This window comes from Tateyamaria armeniaca, from assembly GCF_045797845.1.
Classification (GTDB): Bacteria; Pseudomonadota; Alphaproteobacteria; order Rhodobacterales; family Rhodobacteraceae; genus Tateyamaria; species Tateyamaria armeniaca.
Map to the genome: position 1 here is coordinate 3053195 of NZ_JBHDIY010000002.1, position 24084 is coordinate 3077278.

A 24084-nucleotide genomic window follows, 5' to 3' on the forward strand; every position below is an offset into this window, starting at 1 on the left:
CGGGGCGTTGGGGGCAATCTTGCGCAGCGTGTCTGGGGGCCTTGCAGTCCTCGACCGCATCACGCAATACCCAACGTGTTGAGAACAAACGCCACTCGCTCCTGCACGGGCGCTTTGGGCAATTCACAGCAGTCATACCCCAATTCGGAAAACGCGCGCGTCAGGCGCTGATACTCTGCCGTTGCATCATCGAAACTGTGTCTGCGTGCGTGGTCCGTGACAAAAATCTCCGGCCAAGGCGGGGCCAGAAAGACAGGTTGCGCGTAGTGGCGTGTGTCGCCAAGCAGGGAACGATACGAGGCACCCCCGGCAAACTCGCAGGCGACGGCGGCGTCGATCAACCCTCTGTCAAAGAACACAAAACCCTTCAGGTTGTCAGCCGCAGCAAGATCAGCTTGCGCCATGTCGATTGCACGCCGCGCAAATTCATGCAGGTCGACCCACGGCAGCGCCTTGCCATTTCCGCGCATCTCGCCATCCACAATGCGGCGGCCCGGTTCGGGCACAATCGGGTACGCAAGCGCGCCAAATGCGGTCAGCAAGGTCGATTTGCCGCCCCCCGAGCAGCCGGATATCAGTACCTTTTTGGCCGCCACGGTGGTTGTCTTTTTGCTTCGATCTTCACCGCAATAGGCAAATTTCGCAGCATTTTCAGCCTCATTGCTTTCATTTTTCCACAAAGAAAAACCCCATCTGTTTCCACTTTAACGGTTTCTATCGCCCCGGCGCCTATGAAAACTGCATTGGCAAGCAGGACCAACATGATACCGCCCGAGATTTTCAATCAAATCGATGACAAGTGTACCGAAGGTCTCGCACTTGCCTCGGCCAGTGCAGATGACGGGGCGGTCATGGAACTGCAGTGGTGCAACAAGGCATTTGTGAAGATCACCGGGTACAGCGCCGCCGAGGCCGTAGGGCAGCGCGGCACGATCCTGATCGGTGCGGATCTTGAACAGGACGTGCACCTTTACATCATCGAAAAACTGATGGGTTGGGAAAACTTTTCGACCGAAGCGATGAACAATCGCAAGAATGGCGACAGTTACTGGCAGCGGATGACCTGGACCCACCTGTCCGATCCAACGACGGGCGATCACTGGTGGCTTTGTTCGATCATTGATCTGGGCAACCGACCGTCCGGACCTTCGGTCGATGTCCTGCCGCTTGCCGCACCGGTGGAGGCTGAAAGCTATGCCAAAGCGATCGACAAGGTGCAGCGTTTGGAGAAGGAGAATGCGCGGCTTTACGATCTGGCAAAATCCGTGGCCAAGGACGCAAACGAGGACGCGCTGACCGGTCTTTCCAATCGCCGCCACTTCGAGGTCGAGGTGAAAACCTGGATCGAGGATTTGAAGCGGCACAAAAAGGAATTTGCGGTCCTTTACATCGATCTCGACCGCTTCAAATTCGTCAACGACACGCTGGGGCACGATGCGGGCGACAGATTGCTGGTTTCGGTGGCCAACATGCTGCGCGAACTCACGGACGACTGCGATCTGGTGGCCCGTCTGGGTGGGGATGAATTCGCGATCCTGCGCCCTTTGGGGGACAGCGCGTTGCAGATCAGCAGCCTTGCGGACGAGATTGTGTCGCGGATGCAGATGCCGTTCATGTGTGACGGAAAATCAACGGCCTGCAGCACCAGCGTGGGCGTGGCGATTGCCAAATCGAACATGCAGGATCCCGAGAGGATTGTCGCGGATGCTGATGAAGCGCTGTATCACGCCAAGGATCACGGCAAGGGGCGCTGGTCATTTTTCACTCAAGAGATGCACGCGAAATCCGTCGCCACCAAGATACTGGCCTCGGACCTGCTGCTGGCCTGCGAACGACAGGAGTTCGTGCCCTATTTCCAGCCTCTGATTGATGCGCAGACCGGGATGATCGCCTCTGCCGAGACATTGGTGCGGTGGGCGCATCCGACCCGGGGCATACTTGCACCGGCGGCGTTTCTGGACACGGCTGGCAACATGGGCATCCTCAAGCGGATCGACGAGATCATGTTTGCCTGCCTGAAAGACGCCTTGTCCAGTTTTGACACAGCGGGCGTAAATCTGCCTCGGCTGGCGGTGAATGTGTCAGCGGCGCGGTTGGCAGACCCCACTTTCATTCATGACATCCGCAGCTCAGGCATTCCTGCACAGCGGTTGACCATCGAAATTCTGGAATCAGTTTACCTTGATCGTATCGGCGAGGTTGTTCGGTGGACAATTGACGAACTCGACGAATTGGGCGTGACCATCGCTTTGGACGATTTCGGCACCGGACACGCCTCGGTGCGCGGCCTGCTGGAAATTCGGCCCTCCATCCTGAAAATCGACCGTCAGTTCATTCAGCCCATCGTTGAGGAGGCAAGCACACGGCCGCTCGTCGCCTCAATCGTCGGCATCGGCAAAAGCCTCGGGATGCGCATCGTTGCTGAAGGCGTCGAAACCGAAGAACACGCGCGGATCGTTCGCGAGATGGGCTGCGACTACTTGCAGGGTTATCACTTCGGCAAGCCCATGTGTCTGGAGGATTTGCGCAGTCTGCTTGTTGAAAAAGAGGGCATGTTCTGGCCCGAAGCCTCTTTGGTTGGGCCGGTTCAGTCATGGTATGGCGCTGATCAGGCGAGTTGATGCGCATGGCACGACGGTTGGGTTTTCGCTGGCCCTGTTCACACTCAATGCTCTGGTTCGTGTTGACCATGTCAGAACGACGCTCAACGATACGTCTACGCCGACACGGTGATTGCGAGAACGACAGCGCGGTTCAGCGCTTCGTCCTGTGACGCAGTGGGCGTTTTGGCGCCGCACACCTGCTTTCGCCCCGGTCCAACCTCGTACACACACGGCAGGTAGGCACCCTCGGCAATGGCCGTCGCGCAAGGGACCCAGCGGCCCCCCGGCCCTTCCACTGCCCTGCCGACACGCACGTTGATGGCGCCCGAAGGAAGGGGCGACACGTGTGAAAGTGTGTTTAATATCTGCTCGTAACTCATGGCCCGCCTCTTGATCTGACGTCAATATCCATGAACGAATTGACCAAATTTGGGCGTGTTTCGAAGCCACGCCCGGAAGGTGCCGCAATTGTCGCGCGCGATCAGTTTGGGTGGTTGGAAAAGGAGCGCTGTTGCTGAGATTTTCTTGCGGCGACTTTGAAAAAAATGTTCAACGACAGAAGGTTAGCTACAGCGCGGGATCGAGATAATTCTATTTGAATTCAATGAACGCTTCCGCAATTTGACACAATCAGAAGTCGAAAACACCGGAGGCATTCGGAAACCGAGCCAGGAAAATTCACATACACTCCGGGCCTTGCCTCACCATCACCTCCAGATCAAAAAACGTCACCGATCACAACATGCCACTGTGTTCGCATTCAAAGTTCCAGAACACTAACCCGCCAGCTGTTACTCCCCGCCCCGCTCCAACTGACCAGTCCACAAACCGCAGCATGTTTTTCCGGAAAAGGTTACCAGAATGGGCCGCTGCCGGGGGCACGGTAACCATCCGTTAACCATTCGATGGGTAAGCCGATCTCAGTGGTTGTTCGAAGCTGTATCGGGAAGTCGTCAACATGGGCCTTCGACCAAGTCGTCTGTTTGAACTGGTCACACAGTTTTCGGGTATCCTTCGGGATCTGGAAAACATGGGCATACGGATCAAGGTCGGTGACGATTTTCTGGAGTATCGCACCCATCGCAACCAACAGGCAGACCGCGGGCCGATCTATCCGATGTTCGATGTGTCGCAGTCCTATGTGGATCACAGCAACGGATTCTGGATTTGCGGGTTCGGCCCCGATGGCGAAGTGATGCATACGCAAGCCATGCGCCTGCTTGACCTGACCGATATGTCTCTGGCGACGCATTTGCAGCTGCACCGCCACAAATACATCACGCCGGATTCAACGCCTGACCCGGATCAGACCTTTTTCACCGGACCCGAAGCGCTGAAGACCATCACCGGAAAAGTCGGATACCAAGGCGATTTTTGGCTACGTGCCAAAGGCCTTGCAGGACCGCGTAGCCAGGGGGCAACAGCGCTTCTGTCCCATCTTTTGCTTGAGATGACAGTGATCGCCTTTGATCCTGCATTTGTGTTCGCGTTTGTGCCAAAACAACTGGCGGCCAAGGGCGCGCATCTGCGTTACGGTTACACCCATTGCGAAGCGGGGCGCTGGATTGGGCCAGACCAGCAAATCACCGACGAAGACCACCTGATCTGGATGAGCGCCAAGGACTTGGCGGCCTCGTTTGCACAAACGTCTCAAAACCATCAACGCGCCGACAGGCCTGTCGCCGAGCGTGCCGAACCAGTGTCCGCCGTGCACCTCGCTGGGTTGAACCCAGCGGCAAATGCCTGATCCGCACCATCTGACCATGAGAGCGAACGAAGCAAAACTGCGCGCTCGTCATCCCGCCAGCGTGCTCGCGCGCGCGGCGGTGTTCGGGCCCGTGGCCGCACATGTCGCCTTTGTGATGGAATTAACGCTGGTGCCCCTGCTACTGCCGACGATGCGTGACCAGTTCGGGCTGACGCTTGGCGAGTTAGCCTGGGTGTTCAATGCCTACAGCATCGCGGTCACCATCGGCGTGCTGGTGGCTGGCGTGTTCGGGGACACCCACAACACCATCAGGGTCTTCTGGTTTGGCGTGCTTGCGTTCTTCCTTGGCTCGGTCATGCTCGCCGTTTCGGTCAATGCCGAGATGCTGATTATGGGCCGGATATTGCAGGGTCTTGGTGCGGGCGTGTTTTCGCCCTTGGTGCCGGTTCTACTGACGCGGATGGCACCTGACAAACCGGGGCGGATGCTTATTTTGTGGGGCAGCATTGCGGGTTACGTCGCCGCATTTGCACCTCTTGCCTATAGCAGCACCCTTGGCGCGGCGAACTGGAACGTCGCGTTCATTTTCATTGCCGCCATCGCGGCGTTTTCATTGTTTTTGCTAAGCTGCACACCAGCGCCCGTTGCAAACGACCACAGGCAAACCCAAAAGCCCGAATACCTCGCGATTTTCCGCGCTGGAAACCTGTGGCTGACGCTGGCCTATGTGTTCATCACCTACGGTGCGATCACTTACTATCTGTTCCGGCTTCCGCTCTGGCTGTCGGACACGGGGATCGAAGCAAGCAGCATCGGGTTGGTTCTGTCGACACTATGGCTCACATTCTCCGGTCTCAGCACGCTTTTGCGCAACAAGGTCGATCAACATCACGTGCGCACGATCATGTTTGCGGCACCCCTACTGATCGCTGTTGGCCTGCTTTTGTCATACAATACCAACACGATTTTGCTCTTGGGCTCCGCAGTGCTGGTCGGATCAGGATTGGCGTGCAGCAACGCGCCATCAACACAGTTCATCCTGCGACACGCGCCAAAGGGCCTGAGCGCCGTGTCGACAAGTCTGGACATCACTCTCGCAAGGCTGGGCGGGATTGTGACAGTGGCGGCCCTTGCGGAAGCGGGCATTTCAGTTGCTGGCCCAGTGATCTGTGCTGCGTGTCTGATCGGGGCGTTCATGACCTTTTCGATATGTCGGCAACCTGTGGACAGCGCCTGACATTAGGTGAGGCGCACATGTCGACGCACATCAACTCAGACCAAAAATGTGGGGTATGGCGGACAGACAGGGATTCGAACCCTGGAGACGGTCTCCCGCCTACACACTTTCCAGGCGTGCGCCTTCGACCACTCGGCCACCTGTCCGTGCGCGCGGTTTACCCAATTCTACCCGCGGAACGCAAGCGGGTTGACGAAAGAATGTGAGTACCGCACCCTTTCCACCATTCCGAGTGCCAAACATGCCCGCGATCACACCGATCTGCCGCTGTTTCGCACCGCTTGCATGAAAGGATACCGCATGAATCGTCGTGAATTTTTGAGCACCAGCGCCCTGGCTTCGGTGGCCGTCGCCGGGACGTCCCTGCCTGTCGCTGCCGACGCGCATGCAAGCCCGATGCCTGTTGTGCAGACCCACATGGTCGGGGCCGCGAAGGTCACGGCAATCTCTGACGGTTTCCTGCCCATCGGCCCCGAGGCGTTGCAAGGCGTTGACGCCGAAACATATGCCGCCCGCCTGGCCGAGGCGCATATCAAGACCGAACAGCATTTGACCGGCGTGAATGCCTACCTGATCGAAACGGGTGACGCGACGGTGCTGGTCGATGCGGGCACGGGCACCGTGATGGGGCCGACCCTCGGCGCGCTTGGGGCGAGCCTGGCTGCGATGGGCACGGACCCGGCCAGCATCACGCATCTGGTGGCCACGCACCTGCATCCCGATCACGTGGGCGGTGTTCTGGTGGATGGACAAAACGTATTCACGGGCGCGGAACTGGTTGTGTCCGGGGATGATGTCGCCTTCTGGACGAATGAAGAGATCGCAGCGGGCGCGCCTGACGGGTTCAAACCGTTCTTCGAACTCGCCACGGGCGTCGTCCAAAGCTTTGGCGATCGCTTGCGCGAAGTGTCTGGCGAGGCATCTATCGGTGCGGGTCTGACGGCCATGCCGATGCCCGGGCACACGCCGGGCCATATGGGCGTCATGCTGGAAAGCGAGGGCGATCAATTGCTGCTGTGGGGTGACATCCTGCACGTCCCACCAGTGCAATTGGCGGATCCGGCGGTGACCATCGCCTTTGATGCGGATGCCGATGCGGCGCGTGCGACGCGTGCGAGCGTTCTGGATATGGTGGCAACGGACGGGCTGGCCGTCGCAGGGGCGCATATCTCGTTCCCGGGGATCGGTTATATCGAAAAGGCAGGCAGCGGATATCGCTGGACGGCGGCGCCCTACCCTTACGGTTAATCGTCGAGATGCAGGTAGATGCGGCGGTTCATCCGCCCCTTCTTTTCGATCTTGCCGATGCGCAGGGTGCCTATCTCGCCTGTCCGGGCGACATGGGTGCCGCCGCAGGGTTGCAGATCGATGGTGTCCGTGCCTGACCCGATGCGCACCAGCCTGATCTGACCGGCCCCGCGCGGGGGCTGGACGGACAGAGTTTTGACCATACCGGGGTTGGCCTCCAGTTCGGCCGAGGTGATCCACTCTTCGCTCACGGGCATGTCGGCGGTGACATGGGCGTTCAGCGTTGCCTCAAGCGCGTCGCGGTCTTCGGGTGCGTCGGCCATGTCAAAGTCCAGTCGCCCCCGCTCTGCCCCGATTGAGCCACCTGTCACCCCAAAGGGCACAACCACCGACAGCAGATGCAAGGCGGTGTGCATCCGCATGTGGCCATAGCGGCGACCCCAATCCAACGCCTGATCGACGCGTGCGCCGACCGGCGGCAACGCACGCGGTTCGGCTGGCACAAGGATAACCTCCTCACCCTGCCCCTTGATCGCGGTTGCGATGGTCAGGCTGGCATCATCCCAGCGCAATACGCCGTTGTCACCCGGCTGACCGCCGCCCGTCGGATAGAACAGCGGCGCATCCAGAATGATCCCACCCTCTGGCGTGTGGCCGGTCACGTGCGCCTCGGCGCGGCGCAAATAGGCGTCCTTGCGGAACAGCAATTCTGTCATCGCCCGTCTCCATCGGTGTCGGCGTTGTCCTGCGGGTCAATGTCCGGTTCGATCTCGGGCACGTCCGTTTTGGCCTCTTGAGCGTCGGGTGCCGAGTCTTTCGTCTCGGGCCGGGGCTGCAAGACTTCGGGGTTTCGCAGCCACACATCGCGCTGCGCAAACGGAATTTCGATCCCCTCTTCGGCAAAGCGCGCAGCGATCTGGTGGTTCAGCTCGTTTTTGACGACGATCATCCAGTTCACGTCCCGCAGGATCATCCGGATTTCGAAATCAAGGCTGTCCGCACCAAACCCTGCAAACAGGATCATCGGCGGCGGGTTCATCAGGGCCATGGGATGGGCTTCGGCCAGTTCGCGCAGGATGCTTTCGACACGGCGGGTATCGGTGCCATAGGCGACGCCCACCGGTATGATCACGCGGCCCACCGTATTGCCACGGGTGTAGTTGGTGACTGTCCCCGAAATCAGATCGGCATTGGGCACGATGACGTCCGTACGGTCAAAGGTTTCGATCCGGGTCGAGCGGACCGAGATCGAGCGCACATATCCCATCTGTCCACCGACTTCGATCCAGTCGCCTTCGGCGATGGGGCGTTCAATCAGCAGGATGATGCCCGAAACGAAATTGGACACGATAGTCTGCAGGCCGAACCCGATACCGACTGACAAGGCACCGGCGACAATCGCAAGGCTCGACAAGTCGATCCCGGCGGCGGTGATCGAGATCAGTGCTGCAAGGAAGATACCGACATAGCCAAGGCCCGACACAATCGCCACCTGCCCGCCCGGGTCCAGCCGCGTTTTGGGCAGCACCGACACCTTGAGTGCGTTTTGTGCAGCACGCGTCAGGCCGTAGCCGATGGCAAAGACGATGATCAGGGTAAAGAAGTTGCCCGGAGAGATCGTCATCTCGCCGATGGTCAGACCGGTGCGCACACGCGCCCAAAGCTCGGTCATGTCGGTGATGCGCGCGCCCCAGATCAGCGGCAGAACCAGCAGCGCAAGCAGCACAATCACAAAGCCCGCCAAGGTCGGGATCAGGCTGTCCTCGGCCCCCTCGGACGGGCGCAACGCCGCATAGATGTCCCGCGCCAACCCTTGCAACAGGCGCGTGGTACCCAAGAGGGCCAGCGTCACGATGGACGGATAAATCAGGAACTTAGCCGCATTACTGTAACCGAAGGTGGCCAGAAGCGGGGCGACAAGGCCGATCAAAATCACGCCCTTGCCGGTCAGCGAGATCAGTCTGTCATAAAGTTCACGGTCGGGCGTGCCCTCGTCCGAGGACTCCTCGCGCACCCGGCGCAACAACCACCCCACCCGGATCAGCAAAAGCCCAGCGGCGATAATCAGCGGATAGTGCAGAACCGCGTCCGCTGCGCGCTCGTAACGGTCAAACTCCGATATCCGGTCCAGCAGAAAGTACAGCGCAAGCACGAGGCCAAGAAAGAAGACGTAGACCCGCGCCTCGACCCGGCGTTTCGCAGGCAGGCGGGTTGGCGCGCGCACATGATCGTCGCGCGGAAACACGCGGCTGGCCAGCCACAGCGAATAGAACAGCACAAAACCCATCGGCTCAAGCGCCTCAAGGATCACCTCGCCGCGCGGGCCGAACATGCTCGTCGCGCCAACCGCGCGCACAATGGCCAGCAGGCCCAGCATCGGCAGCACGATCTGCCCCAGTGACACGACAAAGCCTGCAACATCCCCGGTGGCGCGTGCCCCGTTGCTTTGAATCCGCACGGCCAGCCATTCCGACCAGTATCGCGCGCGCGTCACGAGGATGAAGCCGATGGCCAGCAGGACGATGACCAGCGGGAGGTTGTCCCGCGCCTGTTCGCGCTGCGTGGGGTTGTGCCACGCCTGTTGGGTACCTGCGATTGCGGCGGCGACCGAGTTGCCCACGGCGCGCAGCGCACCGGGCCAGTTGACTGGATTGATCGGCCAGGGGCCTGCATCGAGCAGCGCCTCGGCCTGACGTTCGCGAATGATGCGGTCGATTTCAGTGATGATCCCGTTCGTGCGCGAGATCGACTCTTCGGCGGTGCGCCGTGGGGTGGTCAATCGTTCGATCTGGGCATTGAGTTCAGCACGCCGCTGGGCGATTTCGGGGGCTTCCTCGGCCCCTTCCTCGGGTGCTGGGCCAAGGGCGGCGACCTGCTCGCGCAAGGTGGCGATGCGGCTGTCATTGGCCGTCAGTTGGGTCTGGAATTGCTGGCGCCAGTCGGCGATCTGGGCGCGCAATTCCTCCAGCGCCTGATCCGAGGCGCGCGCGGCATCCACCGCCGCTTCGGCCCGTGTGGCGACGGACTGCCATTCGTCGTAATCAGGTGCCGTGGCCTGCGCCAGCGCCAGCCCCGCCCACAAGGCCAGGGCGATGGCCGCAAGGACCGGCCGGAACACAGCGCGGCGCATCAAACGTCCTCGAAAACGCCGGGAATGCTTGCAGGGGCGCGGTCCAGCCACTCGGGGACCGGCAACCCTTTTCCCTTGAGGAAATCGGGGTTGAACAGCTTGGACTGATAGCGCGTGCCAAAGTCACACAGGATCGTCACGATGGTGTGCCCCGGGCCCAGATCGCGTGCCAGTCGCATCGCCCCGGCGATGTTCACACCTGTGGAGCCACCCATGCACAGCCCCTCATCGGCCATCAGATCAAAGACGATTTCACACGCCTCGGTATCTGGCACGCGGTAGACCATGTCGGGCGTAAACCCTTCGAGATTGGCGGTGATCCGCCCCTGCCCGATACCTTCGGTGATGGAATTGCCCGGGTTCTCTTCGCCGGTATAGATTTTGAAAAGGCCCGCGCCTTCGGGATCGGTCAGTGCAATCTTGACACCTTTGGGCTGCAACACCTCGGCCACGCCCGCCAAAGTGCCGCCTGATCCGACTGCACAGGTAAATCCGTCGACCTTGCCGTCTGTCTGTTCCCAGATTTCAGGGCCTGTGGTGTCGATATGCGCCTGCCGATTGGCGACATTGTCGAACTGGTTCGCCCAGATCGCACCATGCGGCTCCGTTTCGTTAAGTTTGTCCGCTAAACGGCTGGAGTATTTGATATAATTGTTGATGTTGGCATAGGGCTTGGCAGGGACCTGCACCAGTTCCGCGCCCGCAAGGCGCAGCATGTCCTTCTTTTCCTGACTTTGGGTTTCCGGGATCACGATCACCGTTTTGAACCCCATGGACGCCCCCACCAGTGCCAGACCGATGCCTGTGTTTCCCGCCGTCCCTTCCACGATTGTCCCGCCGGGGCGCAAATCGCCCGCCGCCACCGCATGTTTGATGATCGACAGTGCCGCGCGGTCCTTGACCGACTGGCCGGGGTTCATGAATTCCGCCTTACCCAGAATGGTGCACCCGGTCAGTTCGCTGGCCTTGCGCAGTTTTATGAGGGGGGTGTTTCCAACGGCAGCAGCCAGATCGGGAGCAAAGCGCATGAGCGGCGTTCCTTTTGCGTGGTGTCGATCAAGGTGTAGCGGGCGCGCGGGGCGACCTCAACCCGCCACATCTGCGCGCAAGCGCGTCCGGTGATGCGCCAGCCAGTAGGTCAACAGCGTCAGCGGCGCATTTGCTGTACGTCGCGCCTCGGCCAGTTCCAGCAGCGCGTCAAAGGACATCACATGCGTGCGGATGTCTTCGCCTTCGCTGGTCTTGCCACAGATGCGCGGCGCCGTCTCGGGCAGATCGCACAAGCCGACAAACAGATTGAAGAATTCGGTTGTCGCACCGGGCGACGCATAGCACTCACCGACCTCTTCAAGGCGATGCAGGGTCAGGCCCGCCTCTTCCTCTGCTTCGCGCCGCGCGGTGTCAGCCGCCGTTTCGCCCGGATCGATCAGACCGGCCACGGGTTCCATTTGCCAGACCACGGGATCGTGACGCCCGATTGGCCCCATCCGCAACTGTTCGACCAGCAAGATGCGATCACGCACAGGATCATAGGGCAGAACGATTGCGGCATCGCTCGACACAAAGATTGATCGATCCAGGACCTTGGACGTCCCCCCGTCAAAGGTTTCGTGGCGCAATTGCACCTCGTCGAAGCCGAAAAAGGCCGTGTGGGCGCGCTGCCGGTTCAGAATATCGACATTTCCCTTCAGGACTCCGGCCCCGTGCCGCCCGTTCTGGGCCAGCACCCGGCTCCATGCGCGCTTGCGGATCTGGGGAAAGCGGGTGGCGATCACGTCGCGCGGCAAGGTGCCAAAGCCCGCCATGACTTCTTCGGCGGCAGCGACGCTCATCGCGGCCCAATGCGTTTCCCAGTCTGCGAAATCCCACGGCGCATCCATCGCCCGCACATCGGGGGTCGGCAAAAAAACGTCCGCCTCGGTCCCGTCGGCGAGCGTCAGCCGTTCCAGGTCGTAACCAAACCCGCCTTCGTAGTAATCAAGGCGTGCAATGTCGCGATCAGACAGACCCCGCACGACAACGCCTTGGGTCGAGGCCCCTTTGGATGGCGTCAGCACGGGGTACGGGCCATCCCGCGCGCTTAAGGCAATGTGGTCCGGCAAAACGGCGGGATCAAAATCTAGCTGATCCGCTGACTGGCCCATGACGCATTCAAGCAGCGGCAAATGGCGCAATGTGCCGTAAAAGAACAGGGTTTTCATGGGGCTATCGCCAGGTGCGCCACGCGAACTCGGCTGCAAGTCCCACAATCATTCCGCCCACCAGCAAGGTGGCCCAGATCGGAATGGTCGACATCAGCAAGGCCCATTCCGCACCAATCTCAAAGATGGCCACCAGCGCTTCGAATGCGCCGTCATAGCGGTTCTTCATCGCGATGCGCACCATCTCGTTGCAGGACTGGATAAAAAGCCCCCAGAACACAAGCACCACAGGTGCTGTGAGCCCGACATTGATGGCTGATATGGTGCTGCGCCCCGCGCGGCTTCCGATCACCATCCAGCCCACCAGTGCCCCGACCACCACATTGACCTGCACGAACCAGCCAAAATTTGTGTCTTCTTCAAACAGGGGCATGATCATGAACGAAACGACAAAGGCCAGCACCGCCATGCCGAATGCGGCCACCAGTTTGGCTGCGTCAGGCATCGTGCAATTCCTTCATATTTCTATCCGGGTCGTTTGATCGTGATCTGCGTTACGTCACAGTTGGCACTTTCAAAGGTCGCAGCACAAGATGTCAGATAAAAATTCCACATCCGCCGGAACCGGTCGTCAAAGCCCATTTCTGCGATCTGGTCCCACTTTTCGTTGAATGTTTCATGCCAGCGGCGCAGCGTGATGTTGTAGCTGGCCCCGAATTCGACCGAGCGTTCGATGCCCAGACCAGCCTTGACGATCTGGGCCCGCAACGCTTTGGGGCTGGGCAGCATACCACCAGGAAAGATGTATTTCTGGATGAAATCCACACCGCGATTATAGACGTCCCAGCGGCTGTCCTGCACCGTGATGATCTGCAGTGTTGCGTTCTTGCCGGGCTTGAGCCTTTCGCGCACAGTTTCGAAATAGGTCGGCCAGTATTTCTGGCCGACGGCTTCGAACATCTCGATGCTGGCGATTCCATCATAGACCCCGCGTTCATCGCGGTAATCCTGCAGCTTGAAATCGACTGATCCTGAAAGACCTGCCTTTTCAATGCGTTCCTGGGCGTATTTAAACTGCTCTTCGCTGATGGTCAGCCCCGTGACCTTTAACCCGCGTTCACGTGCGGCGTACTCCGCAAATCCGCCCCAGCCACAGCCGATTTCAAGGATGTGATCGCCGGGCTGTGCGCCCATCTGGTCGACCATGCTCGCATATTTTGCGATCTGCGCTGCCTCGTGATTTTCCTGCCCCGTCTCGAACAGGGCGCTGGAATAGGTCATCGTGTCGTCCAGCCACAGCCCGTAGAACTCGTTGCCGAGGTCGTAGTGGTAGCTGATGTTCTTGCGCGCCTGCTCGCGGTGGTTGCGTTGCAGCCAGAACCGGAACTTCTCAAACTGGCGCACCAGACCCATGCCGGGAAAGCCGTCATAGATGGCTTCATTGTCGGCGTGCACCCAATCCATGAAGGCCTGCAGATCCGGCGTGCTCCACCATTCATCAAGGTAGGCGTCGCAAAATCCAAGGTCCCCTTCGCGGATCAGGCGGGCAAACAAGTCGTCATTGTGGATGTGAACTTCGGCGACGGGACCGGGATTCGGCCCCTCAGCCCGAAAGTGCCGCCCATCCGGCAGAACAAAATCGACGCGGCCCGTGTTCATACCGCTGAGCATGCCAAAGGCGCGGCCAAAGTAGCGGGGCAGATTTTGCTCGCCGTCCGTTGTGGTCCTGATCATGCGCTCTCCCGTTCGCAATTGCCGCACGCTAGCCAGACAGAAACGGGCGCGCAACAGGCTGCACGGTTCTGTGACGTAAAGGCACGTGTTTTGAGGCGATTAAGTCTCATTTCGCCCAAGAAAGAGCGGCGTTTTTTGCAGCATTTAGCGCAAAGCACACGGTGATGACACCGCATCTCAAAAGCCCCGGTTTTCGTAGGCCCCAAGCGCGCGTTTGCGCCCTTCGTCGGCGGGCACAATCGGATCAGGGTACGTATCGTCCGGTGACATGTTCCAGCGCCGTGGCATGGCGTCGAAATAGCTCAGCGCATCTTTGTGCGGGTTGCTGCGCCCTTCCGCGATCCATCGGTTCACGTAGTCGCGGTTCTTGTCGAATTTGTCGAGCTGCGTGACCGGGTTGAACACACGGAAATAGGGTGTCGCGTCCGGGCCTGATCCGGCCGACCATTGCCAGCCCATTGCATTGCTCGCCGGATCCCAGTCGATCAGGCAATCCTCGAACCACGCCTGACCGATCTTCCAGTGACACAGCAGATGCTTGGTGAGGTAGCTTGCCACGATCATCCGACCCCGGTTGTGCATCCGGCCCGTTACGTACATCTCGCGCAAGGACGCATCGACAAAACGGATACCGGTGCGCCCCTGTTTCCACGCTTTGACTTCGGCCTTGCGCTCATCCTCGTTCCAGGGGAACGCGTCCCAGTCTTCTTTCCAGTTCTGGTCCAGAATGCGCGGTGTGTGGTGCATCAGGTGATAGGCAAATTCGCGCCAGACCAGTTCCTTTAGAAACGTCTCGGCCCCGCGTTTGCCTTCGTGGCGCGCGCGCATACCTGCATGCCAGCACTGATGCGGGCTGATTTCGCCAAGCGCGAGGTTTTCTGACAGACCAGATGTGCCATCTGTCGCGGGCAAGTCGCGCCCCTCGTCATACTGAGCGACTTTGTGGGCGATAAATGCACCGAGGCGCGATTGCGCCGCTTGCTCTCCGAGTCGGACATGGGGGCGCACGATGGCAGCGCCCCGGTTCATGGCCGCCCCAAGCGCCCAGTCGTTCAACTCATCGCTCTTTGGCCATGTGTCGGGCGCCGGGATGCGGCCCGGGGCGGACAATGGTGCGTCGACATCCCGATCCTTCACCGCTCGCCACATCGGCGTGTAAACCTTGTAATAGCCGCCCGTCTTGGTCTCGACAGTCCACGGTTCGAACATCAGATGCCCGCCAAAGCTGCGCGCCTCGATGCCCTGCTCTTTCAAAGTGGCCTTGATGTCGGTGTCACGCGCCACTGCTGCCGGATCATACAAGCGTGACCAGTAGACGGCCCCGGCCCCGGTTTCCTTGATGAGGGCCTGCAGGACGTCGCTGGCAGTGCCGGAACGCAAGATGAGCCGGCTGCCCGCCGCGCCCAGTGTTTCGGCCAGATGCGCCACGCCCAGACCCCAACGCCACTTTGGCGCAGCCCCGAGGGCATCGACTGTGTCGTCGCGGATCACAATGGGAATGACGGGCCGCCCGGCCTCGCAGGCCGCGGACAGGGCCGGATGGTCGCTGACGCGCAAGTCGCGGCGATACCACAGAATGATCGGGGATGTGCTCACTGCCTGTTATCCTTTTCTTAACAGGACTTACGTAGCGCGCACGCCGACGGATCAAGCACGAGCCAAAGAACGTACCGTCACAGAACCGTGTCGAGCGCTGTGAGCAGCTGATCAATCTCGGCGTCGCTGGTATAATGGGTGAAGCTGAGGCGCAGGACGCCGCGTGCCGCGTCCACGCCCATCGCCTCAAGCGCGCGCTGCGCGTAGAAATCGCCGCCCCCCGTCATGATCCCGTGTTCCGCCAGAGTTGCAGCAACCGGCAACGGGTCACGCCCCAGATCAAGCGCCACCGTGGGCGCACGCACCGTTGCATCCGTGGGGCCAATAACTCGCAGATCATTGCGGTCCTTCAGTGCTTCCATCACGCGGGTCAGTGCGACCTCTTCTCGGGCGCGCATCAGGTCATGCACCACCTGCCCCCGCTCGGTCGGATCGCCGGTACCGTCCGGCACGTGATGGGCATAAAGCGCATCCACATAATCCGCCATGCCCGCGCAAGCCGCCACCTGTGCGTGATCCGGTCCTGCAGGGGTGAACCGTTTGTAAAGCGTGTCGCCGTTGAAAAAGTGCCCCTGATTCGGCAGCAATTCCCCAAGGGTGCGGCGCATGACCATGAGGCCCTGATGCGGCCCGTAGGTCTTGTAGGCGGAAAACAGGTAGATGTCGGGGCCCAATGCGCCCACATTTGGAAATCCGTGCGGGGCGTAGGATACACCGTCCACGCATGTAAATGCACCTGCCGCATGGGCAAGTGCCGTGATCTCGGTCACCGAATTGATCTCTCCCACCACGTTCGAGCAATGGGGAAAACAGACCAGCCGTACGGAGTCGTCGAGCAGGTCTTCAAGCGCGGCAGGGTCCAGATGCCCGGTGCCGGCATCAACCTTCCACTCGCGCACCTCAATGCCGCGGTCGGCCAAACGACGCCACGGCCCGGTATTGGCCTCGTGATCCTGATTGGTGACAATGATGGCTTCACCCGGCTGCATCATCTGGCCGAAGGCCTGCGCCAGCACATAGGTGTTTTGCGTGGTCGAGGGGCCAAAGCTTAGCTCGTCCTCATCCACACCAAGGATGGCGGACATGCGCGTGCGGGCCTCGTCCATCTCTTCGCCGCCCAGACGAGAGGCGGCATAATCGGAATAGGGTTGCACCTTGCGCTGGGTGTAAAAGCGGGTCAGCCGGTCAATGACCTGACCACAGGCATAGCTGCCCCCGGCATTTTCGAAAAATGCCTGCCCCTCCAGTGACGGCTCGGCAAAGGCCGGAAATTGTGCGCGGACAAATTCGAGATCGAGGGGCATGTCGGATGGCCTTTACCAGTGATTGGCAAAGACTAGGGAAATGGTAGGGAACTGCAAGATCGCCTGCACCATCTTGCGGCCCTGCCCTCACGACAAAGCGCGCCCTGTGAGGGGCACGCATGTTGTGTCGATGCGGCGCACTGTGCGCCTGGTCGGATGTCTTAGCGGAAGACGCCGACGTGGTATTCAGGTTGCAGCGCAATGGCAGGTGTCGGTGCGAACGAGATGATGGAGGTGCGCGCCTGAGCCACGAAAGACGGCATCGTGTAGACCGTAAAGGCACAGGACGCAGCAGCGCCATTGCGTGCGGCTTGCAAGGACCACGCATTGGCCTGCCCGGATGTGCTCGGTGCGTAAACGCAGCCATTGCTGAGTTGAATGTTGGACTTGCTTACCGGCTCGTAGTCTGAACCGGCGCTGGCCGCGGTTGCAGCCAGGCAAAGGCTGGCGGTGATCATAAGTGAGCGCATGAAACGTGTCCCATCTTCAGGTTGAATTGTTGTCTGGGACTAACGCTACTGGGCGAGTACGTTCACATATTGACCCAATTGCGAAACTTGTGGGGCAAACGTGGCCGTACGGAGAAGGTGGAAATTGGCTGCCTGTTTCGGCGGCACCGCCCTGTTGGTGCCGGAAATCAGCCTCTGGCACGAAAAAGGCCCCGACCAATCTGGCAGGGGCCTATTTTAGTTTTCAGGACGTGTCTTGAACCAAGACGCCGTTATTCGGCAGGTGACAACCCGTTGCCGGTCGCACCTTCAATCTCGGAATGCACGGCTGGCACCCCGGCGGCCTCGCGGCGGCTGTCGTTGAAGATCGCCTTGACCAGCGAGATACACATCAGCACCATCACCACTGAGAACGGCAGCGCGCCGATCACCATGGCTGTCTGGATGGCCGATGTGCCCCCCGAAATCAGCAGACCCGCAACCACAAGGCCCAGGGCCGCACCCCAAAACAGGATGTGTGGACGCGCCTTGGGGCCCTCATCACCAGCCGCGTTGATCGTGTTCACAATCAGAACGGCCGAGTCAGCAGAGGTGACAAGGAAGGTCATCAGCAGAATCACGATCAGCATCGCCATGCCCCAAGCCAGCGCCTCGGCAATCGGTGCCAGCATGAATTCGGTCATGGCAAAGATCTTGTCGCCATTGGCCGCATCAAAGATCACGCCGTTCGCGCCACCGTTGAGTTCCAGATCGATGGCTGTGCCACCGGCCCAAGCGAACCAGACAAAGCACATGATCGACGGCACGATCATCGCGCCCAGCACAAATTCGCGAATGCTGCGCCCACGCGAAATCCGCGCAAGGAACAGGCCCACGAAGGGTGCAAACGCGATCCACCATGCCCAGTAGAACACCGGCCACCAGCCCTGCCACTGTGTCAGCAGGAAGGATTCAGACCCTTCAACGCCGTCCGAGGACCAGACGTTAAAGCTCATCTGCGGCAAGGCGATCAGGTAATCCCAGATCCCGACGATAAAGGCCGAAGCCCCAAAGAACGTCGCCCCGAAGATGATGAAGAAGCCAAGCAGCACGATGGAGAGCACCATGTTGATGTTGGACAGCCACTTGATGCCCTTGCCCACACCGGACAGCGCCGAGATGGTCGAGGCCCCCATGATGACCAGCAAGGCCACGATGATACCGACGAAGGTTGCCCCGCCCTCTGCATCCACCAGACCCCCGATGCCGATCCGGGTCAGACCCGCAACGAACTGCTCGACACCAAAGCCCAGCGTTTGCGCCACACCAAGGATGGTCGCAACCACGGCAACGATGTCGATGAGATGACCCAGTGGGCCGGACAGCGACTTGCCAAACAGCGGCGTCATCGCCGACCGGATGGTCAGCGGCAGTCCACGCCGATAGCTGAAGAACGCAAGGCTGAGGCCCGCAACGGCGTAACACGCCCATGCGCCAAGTCCCCAGTGCAGGAACGACCATTTATAGGCCATGCGCACGTTGTCCGCGGCCCCGCCTGTGGTGATGCCTTGGATGGTTTCGGGATTGGACCCGAAATGCGCGACCGGTTCGGCCACGGCCCATGTCAGCATGCCAACGCCGATACCGGCGCCGAACATCATGGAAAACCATGAGAAATTGGAAAACTCAGGCCCCTCGCCCGGTTGCCCGAGGTTCAGCTTGCCCGCTGCTGGCCAAAGCGCGAGGCCAAAACAGACGATGATGAAGAATGCGACGACCCAGATGTACCACGCGGCGAAATTCGCAAGGATGACGCTGTTCAGCCCGCCCAGGACGTTGCCCGACTGTGTCGGCCAGAAGATGCACCAGACCACGAGGATGCTGATGATGATTTTACTGATGACGGTGACGTTGACGCTAAAGCCGCGATAAAAGCCGTTATCCGCGGTCTTGATCGGCAACTCCGTCAGCGGAGGTTCGATGGCCATATGTTATGTTCCCTGTCAGTTATTTTTTTATGACCGCCATAACATCACGATACGCGTCGAACGCGAAACGTTAATTGCTCAAAATCGCGGCGAAAATGGCCGGGAATGCGTCGTTTTGGCTGCGTTCTTGAAATTTTGCTTGGATTCTTCAGATTCGCGGCGGGTCTGCCGCGTATCGGAAACATGATCCCTCAATGACGTGACAGGTCGCCGTGCTTTGCGCGGCCAAAAAATCTCGTCCACACAACGCCGCACACGGTGTTTTCGTCAATCAAGGGCGGCTGCAATCGCCTCGGCATGGCGCTTGATCGCATCCATGTCGCCCATTTGTCCGGGTGCGCGCATTGCCACCCCTGTGTGGCGCGGATGGATGTGGAAATGCAGGTGAAACACCTCTTGCCCGCCTGCGGTCTCGTTGAATTGCTGCAGCGTGATCCCATCGGCCTCAAACGCCGCCTTGGCCGCGTTCGCCACCTTTTTCACCGTGGCCATCACAGATGCCAGTTGCGCGTCCGTTGCGTCCAGCACATTGCGGCATGGCGTTTTGGGGATCACGAGGCAGTGGCCGTCGGTGCGCGGCATGATGTCCATGAAACACAAGGTGTCGTCGTCTTCGTACACTTTGAACGACGGGATTTCCCCGCGCAGGATTTTGGCAAAGATGTTCTGGTCGTCATAGGCGGTCATGGCGCGGCTCCTTAGGTCCTGTACGCCTGAGTTACCCACAAATGACCGGTGCCGACAATGGTCGGATCGACGGTTTGGATGCGACATGGGCGTGGGCGCAAACCTATGCGCGCACGCTTTACCGAAACCCTTTACAAAGCTGCCCAACGACATAGAATAGATGCGCTTTTAGGCAAAACCATTTTTATGAGAGGTCTTTCATGCGCTTTCTTAGCTCTGTGGCCTGCGCCACCCTTCTGACCGCCGGCGCATTGCACGCCGAAACCTTTACCTACAACTTTACCGCCAATGCACCGGTGTACCAGTTCTCTGATGGTTCCGAGGATTCTCTGGCGGATGACGTCTTTGCGCTTTACGGCCCCGGTGGATCGCTGAGCGAAATGACCGGAACGATCACCTTCGACGATCTCGATTGTGTCGATGGAGGCCGGTTTCAACGTCTATGCGCCAACCGTGTTTACCGTCGATGGCCTCGACCTGAGCGGTCTCTGGCCGGGCCTCGAAACCCGTGCCGGAGGGACGGGGAATGATTTTATCGGCACCCTGTCAAACGTGACCAGTACAACTCCGATGGACGCGCTCGACCTGATCCTGCAGGACAGTGACAACACAGCCTTTGGCGGATCAGACCCGTCGTTCGGAGACATCGACCTGTCGGATTTCGAAACCGCTATCCTGCTGTTTTACAATCCGCGCCTTGATGCATCCAATCCGAACCGGGCGTTCTCTTTGGACCGTGTCGATCTCACGATCACGTCGCTGACATTGCAGCCCGTTCCGCTCCCTGCTGGGCTGCCGATGCTGCTGGCCGGTCTGGGCGCCTTGGTCGTGTTGCGGCGGTCACGCAAGGAAAAGGTGGCCTGAAGGCCGACCTGACCTTGCGCGGTTCGCCGATCAGCCGTTGACGTCCACGACCACGCGACCCTTGACCTGGCCCTTCAGGATATCCGCTCCTAGCTTCGGCAGGTCCGACAGGGTCGCGGGCTGGATCATCGCCTCAAGCTTGTCCATCGGCAAATCCTTGGAGATGCGCTCCCACGCGCGCACCCGATTGTCGTAAGGTTGCATGACGGAATCAATCCCGAGCAGGTTCACCCCGCGCAGCAGGAACGGGATGACCGTGGCTGGCAGGCCTGCGCCTCCGGCAAGGCCAACGGCTGCAACACTTGCCCCGTATTCCATCTGGCCGAGCACCCGCGCCAGCATTGCGCCGCCCACCGCGTCGACGCAGCCGCCCCATGTCTCGCCCTCAAGCGGACGCTTGGTGGTTTCGTTGATCTCTTCGCGCGCGACGATCTGGGTGGCCCCCAGCGAGGTGAGGTAATCCGCCGTTTCCGGGCGGCCCGTGACACCAGCGACCTTGTAGCCCAGATTGGCAAGGATCGCCGTCGCAACCGATCCGACACCGCCCGCGGCCCCCGTGACCAGCACCGGGCCCGCCTTGATCCCGTGATCCTCCAGCGCCATTACGGCCAGCATCGCAGTGAACCCGGCTGTGCCGACGGCCATCGCCTGCCGCGTGTCCAGTCCGCTTGGCAACGGCACCAGCCAGTCAGCCTTGACCCGCGCCTTTTGGGCATAACCGCCCCAATGGGCCTCACCCACACGCCAGCCGGTCAGCACAACCTTGTCGCCCGCCTTGTAACGGTCATCGTCCGAAGCTTCGACAGTGCCCGCAAAATCAATGCCCGGCACATGGGGGTACTTGCGCACCAGCCCACCACCGGGGCCGATGCACAGACCATCCTTGTAGTTCACGGTGGAGTATTCGACAGCGACCGTCACCTCACCGGCGGGCAGATCGTCGAGACCCAATTGCGTCACCGCAGCCGAGGTCTTGCCGCTCTCTTCGTCCTTGTTCACCACCAGTGCATCAAACATATCGCTCTCCATCTGAGGGGAAGGTCCCCAAGTTTCTTCTGACTAAAATTCCATGGGGCCCGGGGTGACACCCCGGTCCTGCCCTCACAACCAGAACCCGTCCTGCACAGTTGCCCTGCGCATACCATCGGGGGTGTCGACTTCCAATGGAGTTCCGGGATCCCAATGGGTCATGCGCACCATTCCGATCGACACATTGGTCTGAAAATCCGGGGACCACGCGGCACTTGTCACCTGCCCGACCCGTTTGCCGCCGCCGTAAATGGGCCAGGTCCGGTCGCTCGATCCAACGGGGTCACCATGGATCGAAATCGGGCGGATTTCCTGCACCGGCCCTTCCTTGGTCACGCGCAGCAACGCATCGCGCCCGATACAGCCGATGGCCGTCTGGGTGTCGCAAAACCGGCCCAGACCACATTCGTGGGGCGTGTTGTCGTCGGTCATGTCATTGCCGTAAGACAGCAACCCTGCCTCGATCCGCTCAATCGCATTGGGGCAGCCTGCGCGCACGTTCAAATCCTCTCCGGCGGCAAACAGCGCGTTCCAGAGGGGCATGCCGATCTCTGTGCCGTCCACGTAAATCTCGAACCCGCCCTGCTTGGAATAGCCCGAGCGCGCGATGGCCAGATCGCGGCCCTCGAACTGGAACATGTCGAACTTGAAAAAGCGGATGTCGCGCACACGGTCGCCAAACACGCGGGCCATCAGATCGTCGGCCTTGGGCCCTTGAATGGCAAGCGGCGAGACGTCGGGTTCATCCACCAGCACATCCAGACGGAACCCCTGCGCGATGCCCTTGACCCACAACAGCAGATCGGAATCGGCAATCGAAATCCACCAGCGATCCTCGCTGAGTTTCACGGCGACGGGATCGTTCAGCATGCCGCCCGTCTCGTCCACGATGGGCACGTAGTAACACTGCCCGGGCAGCATCCGGCGCAGATCGCGCGGGGTCAGCATCTGCATCAGACGGCCCGCATCAGGCCGCGCAGCTCCACCTGTCGCTCGACGGCCACGTCCCAGACCTGCACATGGTCCTTGAGGTGGCGGTAATCTGCCTCGACGCTTTCAAACATCGTGGGCAGTAACATGCGGTTGTAGACGGTGTAGGATTTTACACCGGCCGCCTCGACCCCGTCAGAAAACGGCGTGCGACGCAAACGGCGCGAAGGGGAAATGAGGGCCATCACTCATCCTCTGGCATAAAGACCATGTCGGTGACCGGGGCCTGTAACCCGGCCGCGGTCATCATCGCGTGCACCTGGCCACGGTGGTGGATCTGGTGGTTGAACATATGGACCACGCAGGTCTCGAGCGGTTGGCGGAAATCGCGGTTCATCGTGCCGGAATGCCACGACAGGCGCCGTTTCAGATCGAGGCTGCGCAGCGTGTCCGCCCACATCCGCATCGCCCCGTCCAAACGGAAACGCTCCGCACTCCAGACAGCGAAGGTGGGCGTAAAGGTCAGGTGTTCGGACGGCGGGACTGCCGGTGCAGGTACGCGGTCGTGAAACCGGCTCATCCACAGGGTATCGCCCCACAGCAGATGGTTGAGCGTGCCCATGATCGAGCCAAAGAAGGCCCCGCGGTCCGCGCGCAGCACATCGTCATCCACGCCCGTCAGCGCTTCGGTGATCTGACGGTTCTGCCACGCGTTGTAGCGGGCCATTTGGCGGACATACCCGGCTTCGATCAAGGTTTGGGGCCTTTCCAATCAATCGGGCAAATCTCTGCAGATTTGCCGCCAAAGTCCCAGATGCGCCCGTAATCGCGCACCCGGCTTTTGGTGCCGCGCGCGGCGATGATGTCGGGACCCATCCAGTATTTCGAGTTGGTGATCATCACCGGGTGATCGGGCGTGGCCCCATCGATCATCTCGATCTCGCCCTGGATCTTGCGCCCGATATAGAGGCCGCGTTTCTTGCCATCGCGCACGATTTCGACCTTTTCACGCTCGGCCCCCACGATGTCGCTGACCAGCAGCGTGAACAGGCCGGTCGTGCCTCCTGCCGCGCCGGAAAAGATTTGCAGGATACCGTTATAGGCTTTGCCGCTTGCCCGCTCATCCACATAGGCCGCGACGCGCCAGCCGCCCTCCCCCATGCGGCCCGGAATGTCGACCATCAGCCCGATATTGAGGCCTGACAGGTCCTCGCCCTCAAAGTGGCCTTCGTCGATCGCAATCGCCATCCACGCGTGGCAGTGCCCTTCGGTGGGGGGTGCGCGCCAAGGGACACGACACAAGGGCAGAACACCTCGCACGAGCAGTTCAGGAACAATTCGCCCTTGATCGCCCATTCGGTCGGACGCATCTGGCGCCGCCCGGGATTGGGCATGCGGCTGTCGATGCGCTGACTGACGGGCAGCTTGTCCGCGTCGGGGCGTTTTTTCACGGCCAT

The 24084-nt window shown here is 60.3% G+C and carries 20 protein-coding genes, 1 tRNA gene and 2 pseudogenes; 5 read left to right on the top strand and 18 right to left on the bottom strand.

What is annotated here, in order from left to right; all coding sequences use genetic code 11:
• Positions 1–59 precede the first annotated feature (59 nt).
• Both ACERZ8_RS15505 and ACERZ8_RS15510 read right to left on the bottom strand, forming a co-directional pair.
• Complete coding sequence (locus tag ACERZ8_RS15505) at positions 60–596, bottom strand: AAA family ATPase (protein WP_407593047.1); 537 nt, start codon at positions 594–596, stop codon at positions 60–62.
• Positions 575–763 (bottom strand): hypothetical protein, encoded by a 189-nt coding sequence (locus ACERZ8_RS15510; protein ID WP_407593048.1) that lies wholly within the window; start codon positions 761–763, stop codon positions 575–577. The genes ACERZ8_RS15505 and ACERZ8_RS15510 overlap by 22 nt, the downstream gene beginning before the upstream one ends.
• On the opposite strand from ACERZ8_RS15510, the gene ACERZ8_RS15515 reads away from it, so the two are divergent.
• From ACERZ8_RS15515 to ACERZ8_RS15525, 3 genes are all read left to right on the top strand, one after another.
• Positions 762–2621, top strand: coding sequence for a putative bifunctional diguanylate cyclase/phosphodiesterase (locus ACERZ8_RS15515; protein ID WP_407593049.1), 1860 nt, complete (start codon positions 762–764; stop codon positions 2619–2621). The two genes, ACERZ8_RS15510 and ACERZ8_RS15515, sit on opposite strands and share 2 nt — an antisense overlap.
• A gap of 940 nt (positions 2622–3561) precedes the next feature.
• The gene (locus tag ACERZ8_RS15520) at positions 3562–4350 is read left to right on the top strand and encodes a hypothetical protein (RefSeq protein ID WP_407593050.1); all 789 of its coding nucleotides are present in this window, start codon (positions 3562–3564) and stop codon (positions 4348–4350) included.
• A 16-nt stretch (positions 4351–4366) separates the two neighbouring features.
• Positions 4367–5548, top strand: coding sequence for an MFS transporter (locus ACERZ8_RS15525; RefSeq protein WP_407593051.1), 1182 nt, complete (start codon positions 4367–4369; stop codon positions 5546–5548).
• A gap of 56 nt (positions 5549–5604) precedes the next feature.
• Here ACERZ8_RS15525 and ACERZ8_RS15530 read toward each other — a convergent pair.
• Positions 5605–5694 (bottom strand) — tRNA-Ser (locus ACERZ8_RS15530).
• A 172-nt stretch (positions 5695–5866) separates the two neighbouring features.
• Here ACERZ8_RS15530 and ACERZ8_RS15535 point away from each other — a divergent pair.
• Entirely contained in the window at positions 5867–6796 is a 930-nt protein-coding gene (locus ACERZ8_RS15535) for an MBL fold metallo-hydrolase (protein WP_407593053.1), read from the top strand.
• Here the strand turns inward: ACERZ8_RS15535 and ACERZ8_RS15540 are convergent.
• The 11 genes from ACERZ8_RS15540 to ACERZ8_RS15590 form a co-directional block, all read right to left on the bottom strand.
• Entirely contained in the window at positions 6793–7512 is a 720-nt protein-coding gene (locus ACERZ8_RS15540) for an alanyl-tRNA editing protein (protein ID WP_407593054.1), read from the bottom strand. The two genes, ACERZ8_RS15535 and ACERZ8_RS15540, sit on opposite strands and share 4 nt — an antisense overlap.
• Positions 7509–9926 (bottom strand): DUF3772 domain-containing protein, encoded by a 2418-nt coding sequence (locus ACERZ8_RS15545; RefSeq protein ID WP_407593055.1) that lies wholly within the window; start codon positions 9924–9926, stop codon positions 7509–7511. Before ACERZ8_RS15545 ends, ACERZ8_RS15540 begins: the two co-directional genes overlap by 4 nt.
• On the bottom strand, positions 9926–10954 hold the full coding sequence (locus ACERZ8_RS15550; RefSeq protein ID WP_407593056.1) for a cysteine synthase A: 1029 nt from the start codon (positions 10952–10954) through the stop codon (positions 9926–9928). The genes ACERZ8_RS15545 and ACERZ8_RS15550 overlap by 1 nt, the downstream gene beginning before the upstream one ends.
• A gap of 57 nt (positions 10955–11011) precedes the next feature.
• The gene (locus ACERZ8_RS15555; RefSeq protein WP_407593057.1) at positions 11012–12127 is read right to left on the bottom strand and encodes an NUDIX domain-containing protein; all 1116 of its coding nucleotides are present in this window, start codon (positions 12125–12127) and stop codon (positions 11012–11014) included.
• Between the two features lie 4 nt (positions 12128–12131).
• Positions 12132–12572, bottom strand: a complete 441-nt coding sequence (locus ACERZ8_RS15560) for a TrgA family protein (RefSeq protein ID WP_407593058.1) — start codon at positions 12570–12572, stop codon at positions 12132–12134.
• A gap of 20 nt (positions 12573–12592) precedes the next feature.
• Positions 12593–13801: a class I SAM-dependent methyltransferase gene (locus ACERZ8_RS15565; RefSeq protein ID WP_407593059.1), complete on the bottom strand. Its 1209-nt coding sequence runs from the start codon at positions 13799–13801 to the stop codon at positions 12593–12595.
• 177 nt (positions 13802–13978) lie between these two features.
• On the bottom strand, positions 13979–15397 hold the full coding sequence (locus ACERZ8_RS15570) for a cryptochrome/photolyase family protein (RefSeq protein ID WP_407593060.1): 1419 nt from the start codon (positions 15395–15397) through the stop codon (positions 13979–13981).
• 77 nt (positions 15398–15474) lie between these two features.
• Positions 15475–16701 (bottom strand): aminotransferase class V-fold PLP-dependent enzyme, encoded by a 1227-nt coding sequence (locus tag ACERZ8_RS15575; protein ID WP_407593061.1) that lies wholly within the window; start codon positions 16699–16701, stop codon positions 15475–15477.
• Positions 16702–16862: 161 nt separating this feature from the next.
• Complete coding sequence (locus ACERZ8_RS15580) at positions 16863–17171, bottom strand: hypothetical protein (protein ID WP_407593062.1); 309 nt, start codon at positions 17169–17171, stop codon at positions 16863–16865.
• 251 nt (positions 17172–17422) lie between these two features.
• Positions 17423–19117, bottom strand: a complete 1695-nt coding sequence (locus ACERZ8_RS15585; RefSeq protein ID WP_407593064.1) for a BCCT family transporter — start codon at positions 19115–19117, stop codon at positions 17423–17425.
• 267 nt (positions 19118–19384) lie between these two features.
• The gene (locus ACERZ8_RS15590) at positions 19385–19804 is read right to left on the bottom strand and encodes an HIT family protein (protein ID WP_407593065.1); all 420 of its coding nucleotides are present in this window, start codon (positions 19802–19804) and stop codon (positions 19385–19387) included.
• 420 nt (positions 19805–20224) lie between these two features.
• On the opposite strand from ACERZ8_RS15590, the gene ACERZ8_RS15595 reads away from it, so the two are divergent.
• Positions 20225–20668, top strand: a complete 444-nt coding sequence (locus tag ACERZ8_RS15595) for a VPLPA-CTERM sorting domain-containing protein (protein ID WP_407593066.1) — start codon at positions 20225–20227, stop codon at positions 20666–20668.
• 30 nt (positions 20669–20698) lie between these two features.
• Here ACERZ8_RS15595 and acuI read toward each other — a convergent pair whose 3' ends face one another.
• From acuI to ACERZ8_RS15615, 4 genes and pseudogenes are all read right to left on the bottom strand, one after another.
• Entirely contained in the window at positions 20699–21685 is a 987-nt protein-coding gene (acuI, locus tag ACERZ8_RS15600) for an acryloyl-CoA reductase (protein WP_407593067.1), read from the bottom strand.
• A gap of 84 nt (positions 21686–21769) precedes the next feature.
• Positions 21770–22872, bottom strand: a pseudogene (locus tag ACERZ8_RS15605) (dimethylsulfoniopropionate demethylase).
• Positions 22872–23381 (bottom strand): DinB family protein, encoded by a 510-nt coding sequence (locus ACERZ8_RS15610; RefSeq protein WP_407593068.1) that lies wholly within the window; start codon positions 23379–23381, stop codon positions 22872–22874. The pseudogene ACERZ8_RS15605 and the gene ACERZ8_RS15610 overlap by 1 nt, the downstream one beginning before the upstream one ends.
• Positions 23378–24084 (bottom strand): annotated as a pseudogene (locus ACERZ8_RS15615) (DUF1326 domain-containing protein). The gene ACERZ8_RS15610 and the pseudogene ACERZ8_RS15615 overlap by 4 nt, the downstream one beginning before the upstream one ends.

What these genes read in the sequence shown, in the direction of transcription:
- ACERZ8_RS15580 (WP_407593062.1), bottom strand. Translation starts at nt 17,171, where the DNA reads ATGCGCTCACTTATGATCACCGCCAGCCTTTGCCTGGCTGCAACCGCG.
- ACERZ8_RS15550 (WP_407593056.1), bottom strand. Translation starts at nt 10,954, where the DNA reads ATGCGCTTTGCTCCCGATCTGGCTGCTGCCGTTGGAAACACCCCCCTC.
- ACERZ8_RS15560 (WP_407593058.1), bottom strand. Translation starts at nt 12,572, where the DNA reads ATGCCTGACGCAGCCAAACTGGTGGCCGCATTCGGCATGGCGGTGCTG.
- ACERZ8_RS15590 (WP_407593065.1), bottom strand. Translation starts at nt 19,804, where the DNA reads ATGACCGCCTATGACGACCAGAACATCTTTGCCAAAATCCTGCGCGGG.
- ACERZ8_RS15565 (WP_407593059.1), bottom strand. Translation starts at nt 13,801, where the DNA reads ATGATCAGGACCACAACGGACGGCGAGCAAAATCTGCCCCGCTACTTT.
- ACERZ8_RS15555 (WP_407593057.1), bottom strand. Translation starts at nt 12,127, where the DNA reads ATGAAAACCCTGTTCTTTTACGGCACATTGCGCCATTTGCCGCTGCTT.
- ACERZ8_RS15545 (WP_407593055.1), bottom strand. Translation starts at nt 9,926, where the DNA reads ATGCGCCGCGCTGTGTTCCGGCCGGTCCTTGCGGCCATCGCCCTGGCC.
- ACERZ8_RS15515 (WP_407593049.1), top strand. Translation starts at nt 762, where the DNA reads ATGATACCGCCCGAGATTTTCAATCAAATCGATGACAAGTGTACCGAA.
- ACERZ8_RS15510 (WP_407593048.1), bottom strand. Translation starts at nt 763, where the DNA reads ATGTTGGTCCTGCTTGCCAATGCAGTTTTCATAGGCGCCGGGGCGATA.
- ACERZ8_RS15520 (WP_407593050.1), top strand. Translation starts at nt 3,562, where the DNA reads ATGGGCCTTCGACCAAGTCGTCTGTTTGAACTGGTCACACAGTTTTCG.
- ACERZ8_RS15540 (WP_407593054.1), bottom strand. Translation starts at nt 7,512, where the DNA reads ATGACAGAATTGCTGTTCCGCAAGGACGCCTATTTGCGCCGCGCCGAG.
- ACERZ8_RS15595 (WP_407593066.1), top strand. Translation starts at nt 20,225, where the DNA reads ATGGAGGCCGGTTTCAACGTCTATGCGCCAACCGTGTTTACCGTCGAT.
- ACERZ8_RS15575 (WP_407593061.1), bottom strand. Translation starts at nt 16,701, where the DNA reads ATGCCCCTCGATCTCGAATTTGTCCGCGCACAATTTCCGGCCTTTGCC.
- ACERZ8_RS15525 (WP_407593051.1), top strand. Translation starts at nt 4,367, where the DNA reads ATGAGAGCGAACGAAGCAAAACTGCGCGCTCGTCATCCCGCCAGCGTG.
- acuI (WP_407593067.1), bottom strand. Translation starts at nt 21,685, where the DNA reads ATGTTTGATGCACTGGTGGTGAACAAGGACGAAGAGAGCGGCAAGACC.
- ACERZ8_RS15585 (WP_407593064.1), bottom strand. Translation starts at nt 19,117, where the DNA reads ATGGCCATCGAACCTCCGCTGACGGAGTTGCCGATCAAGACCGCGGAT.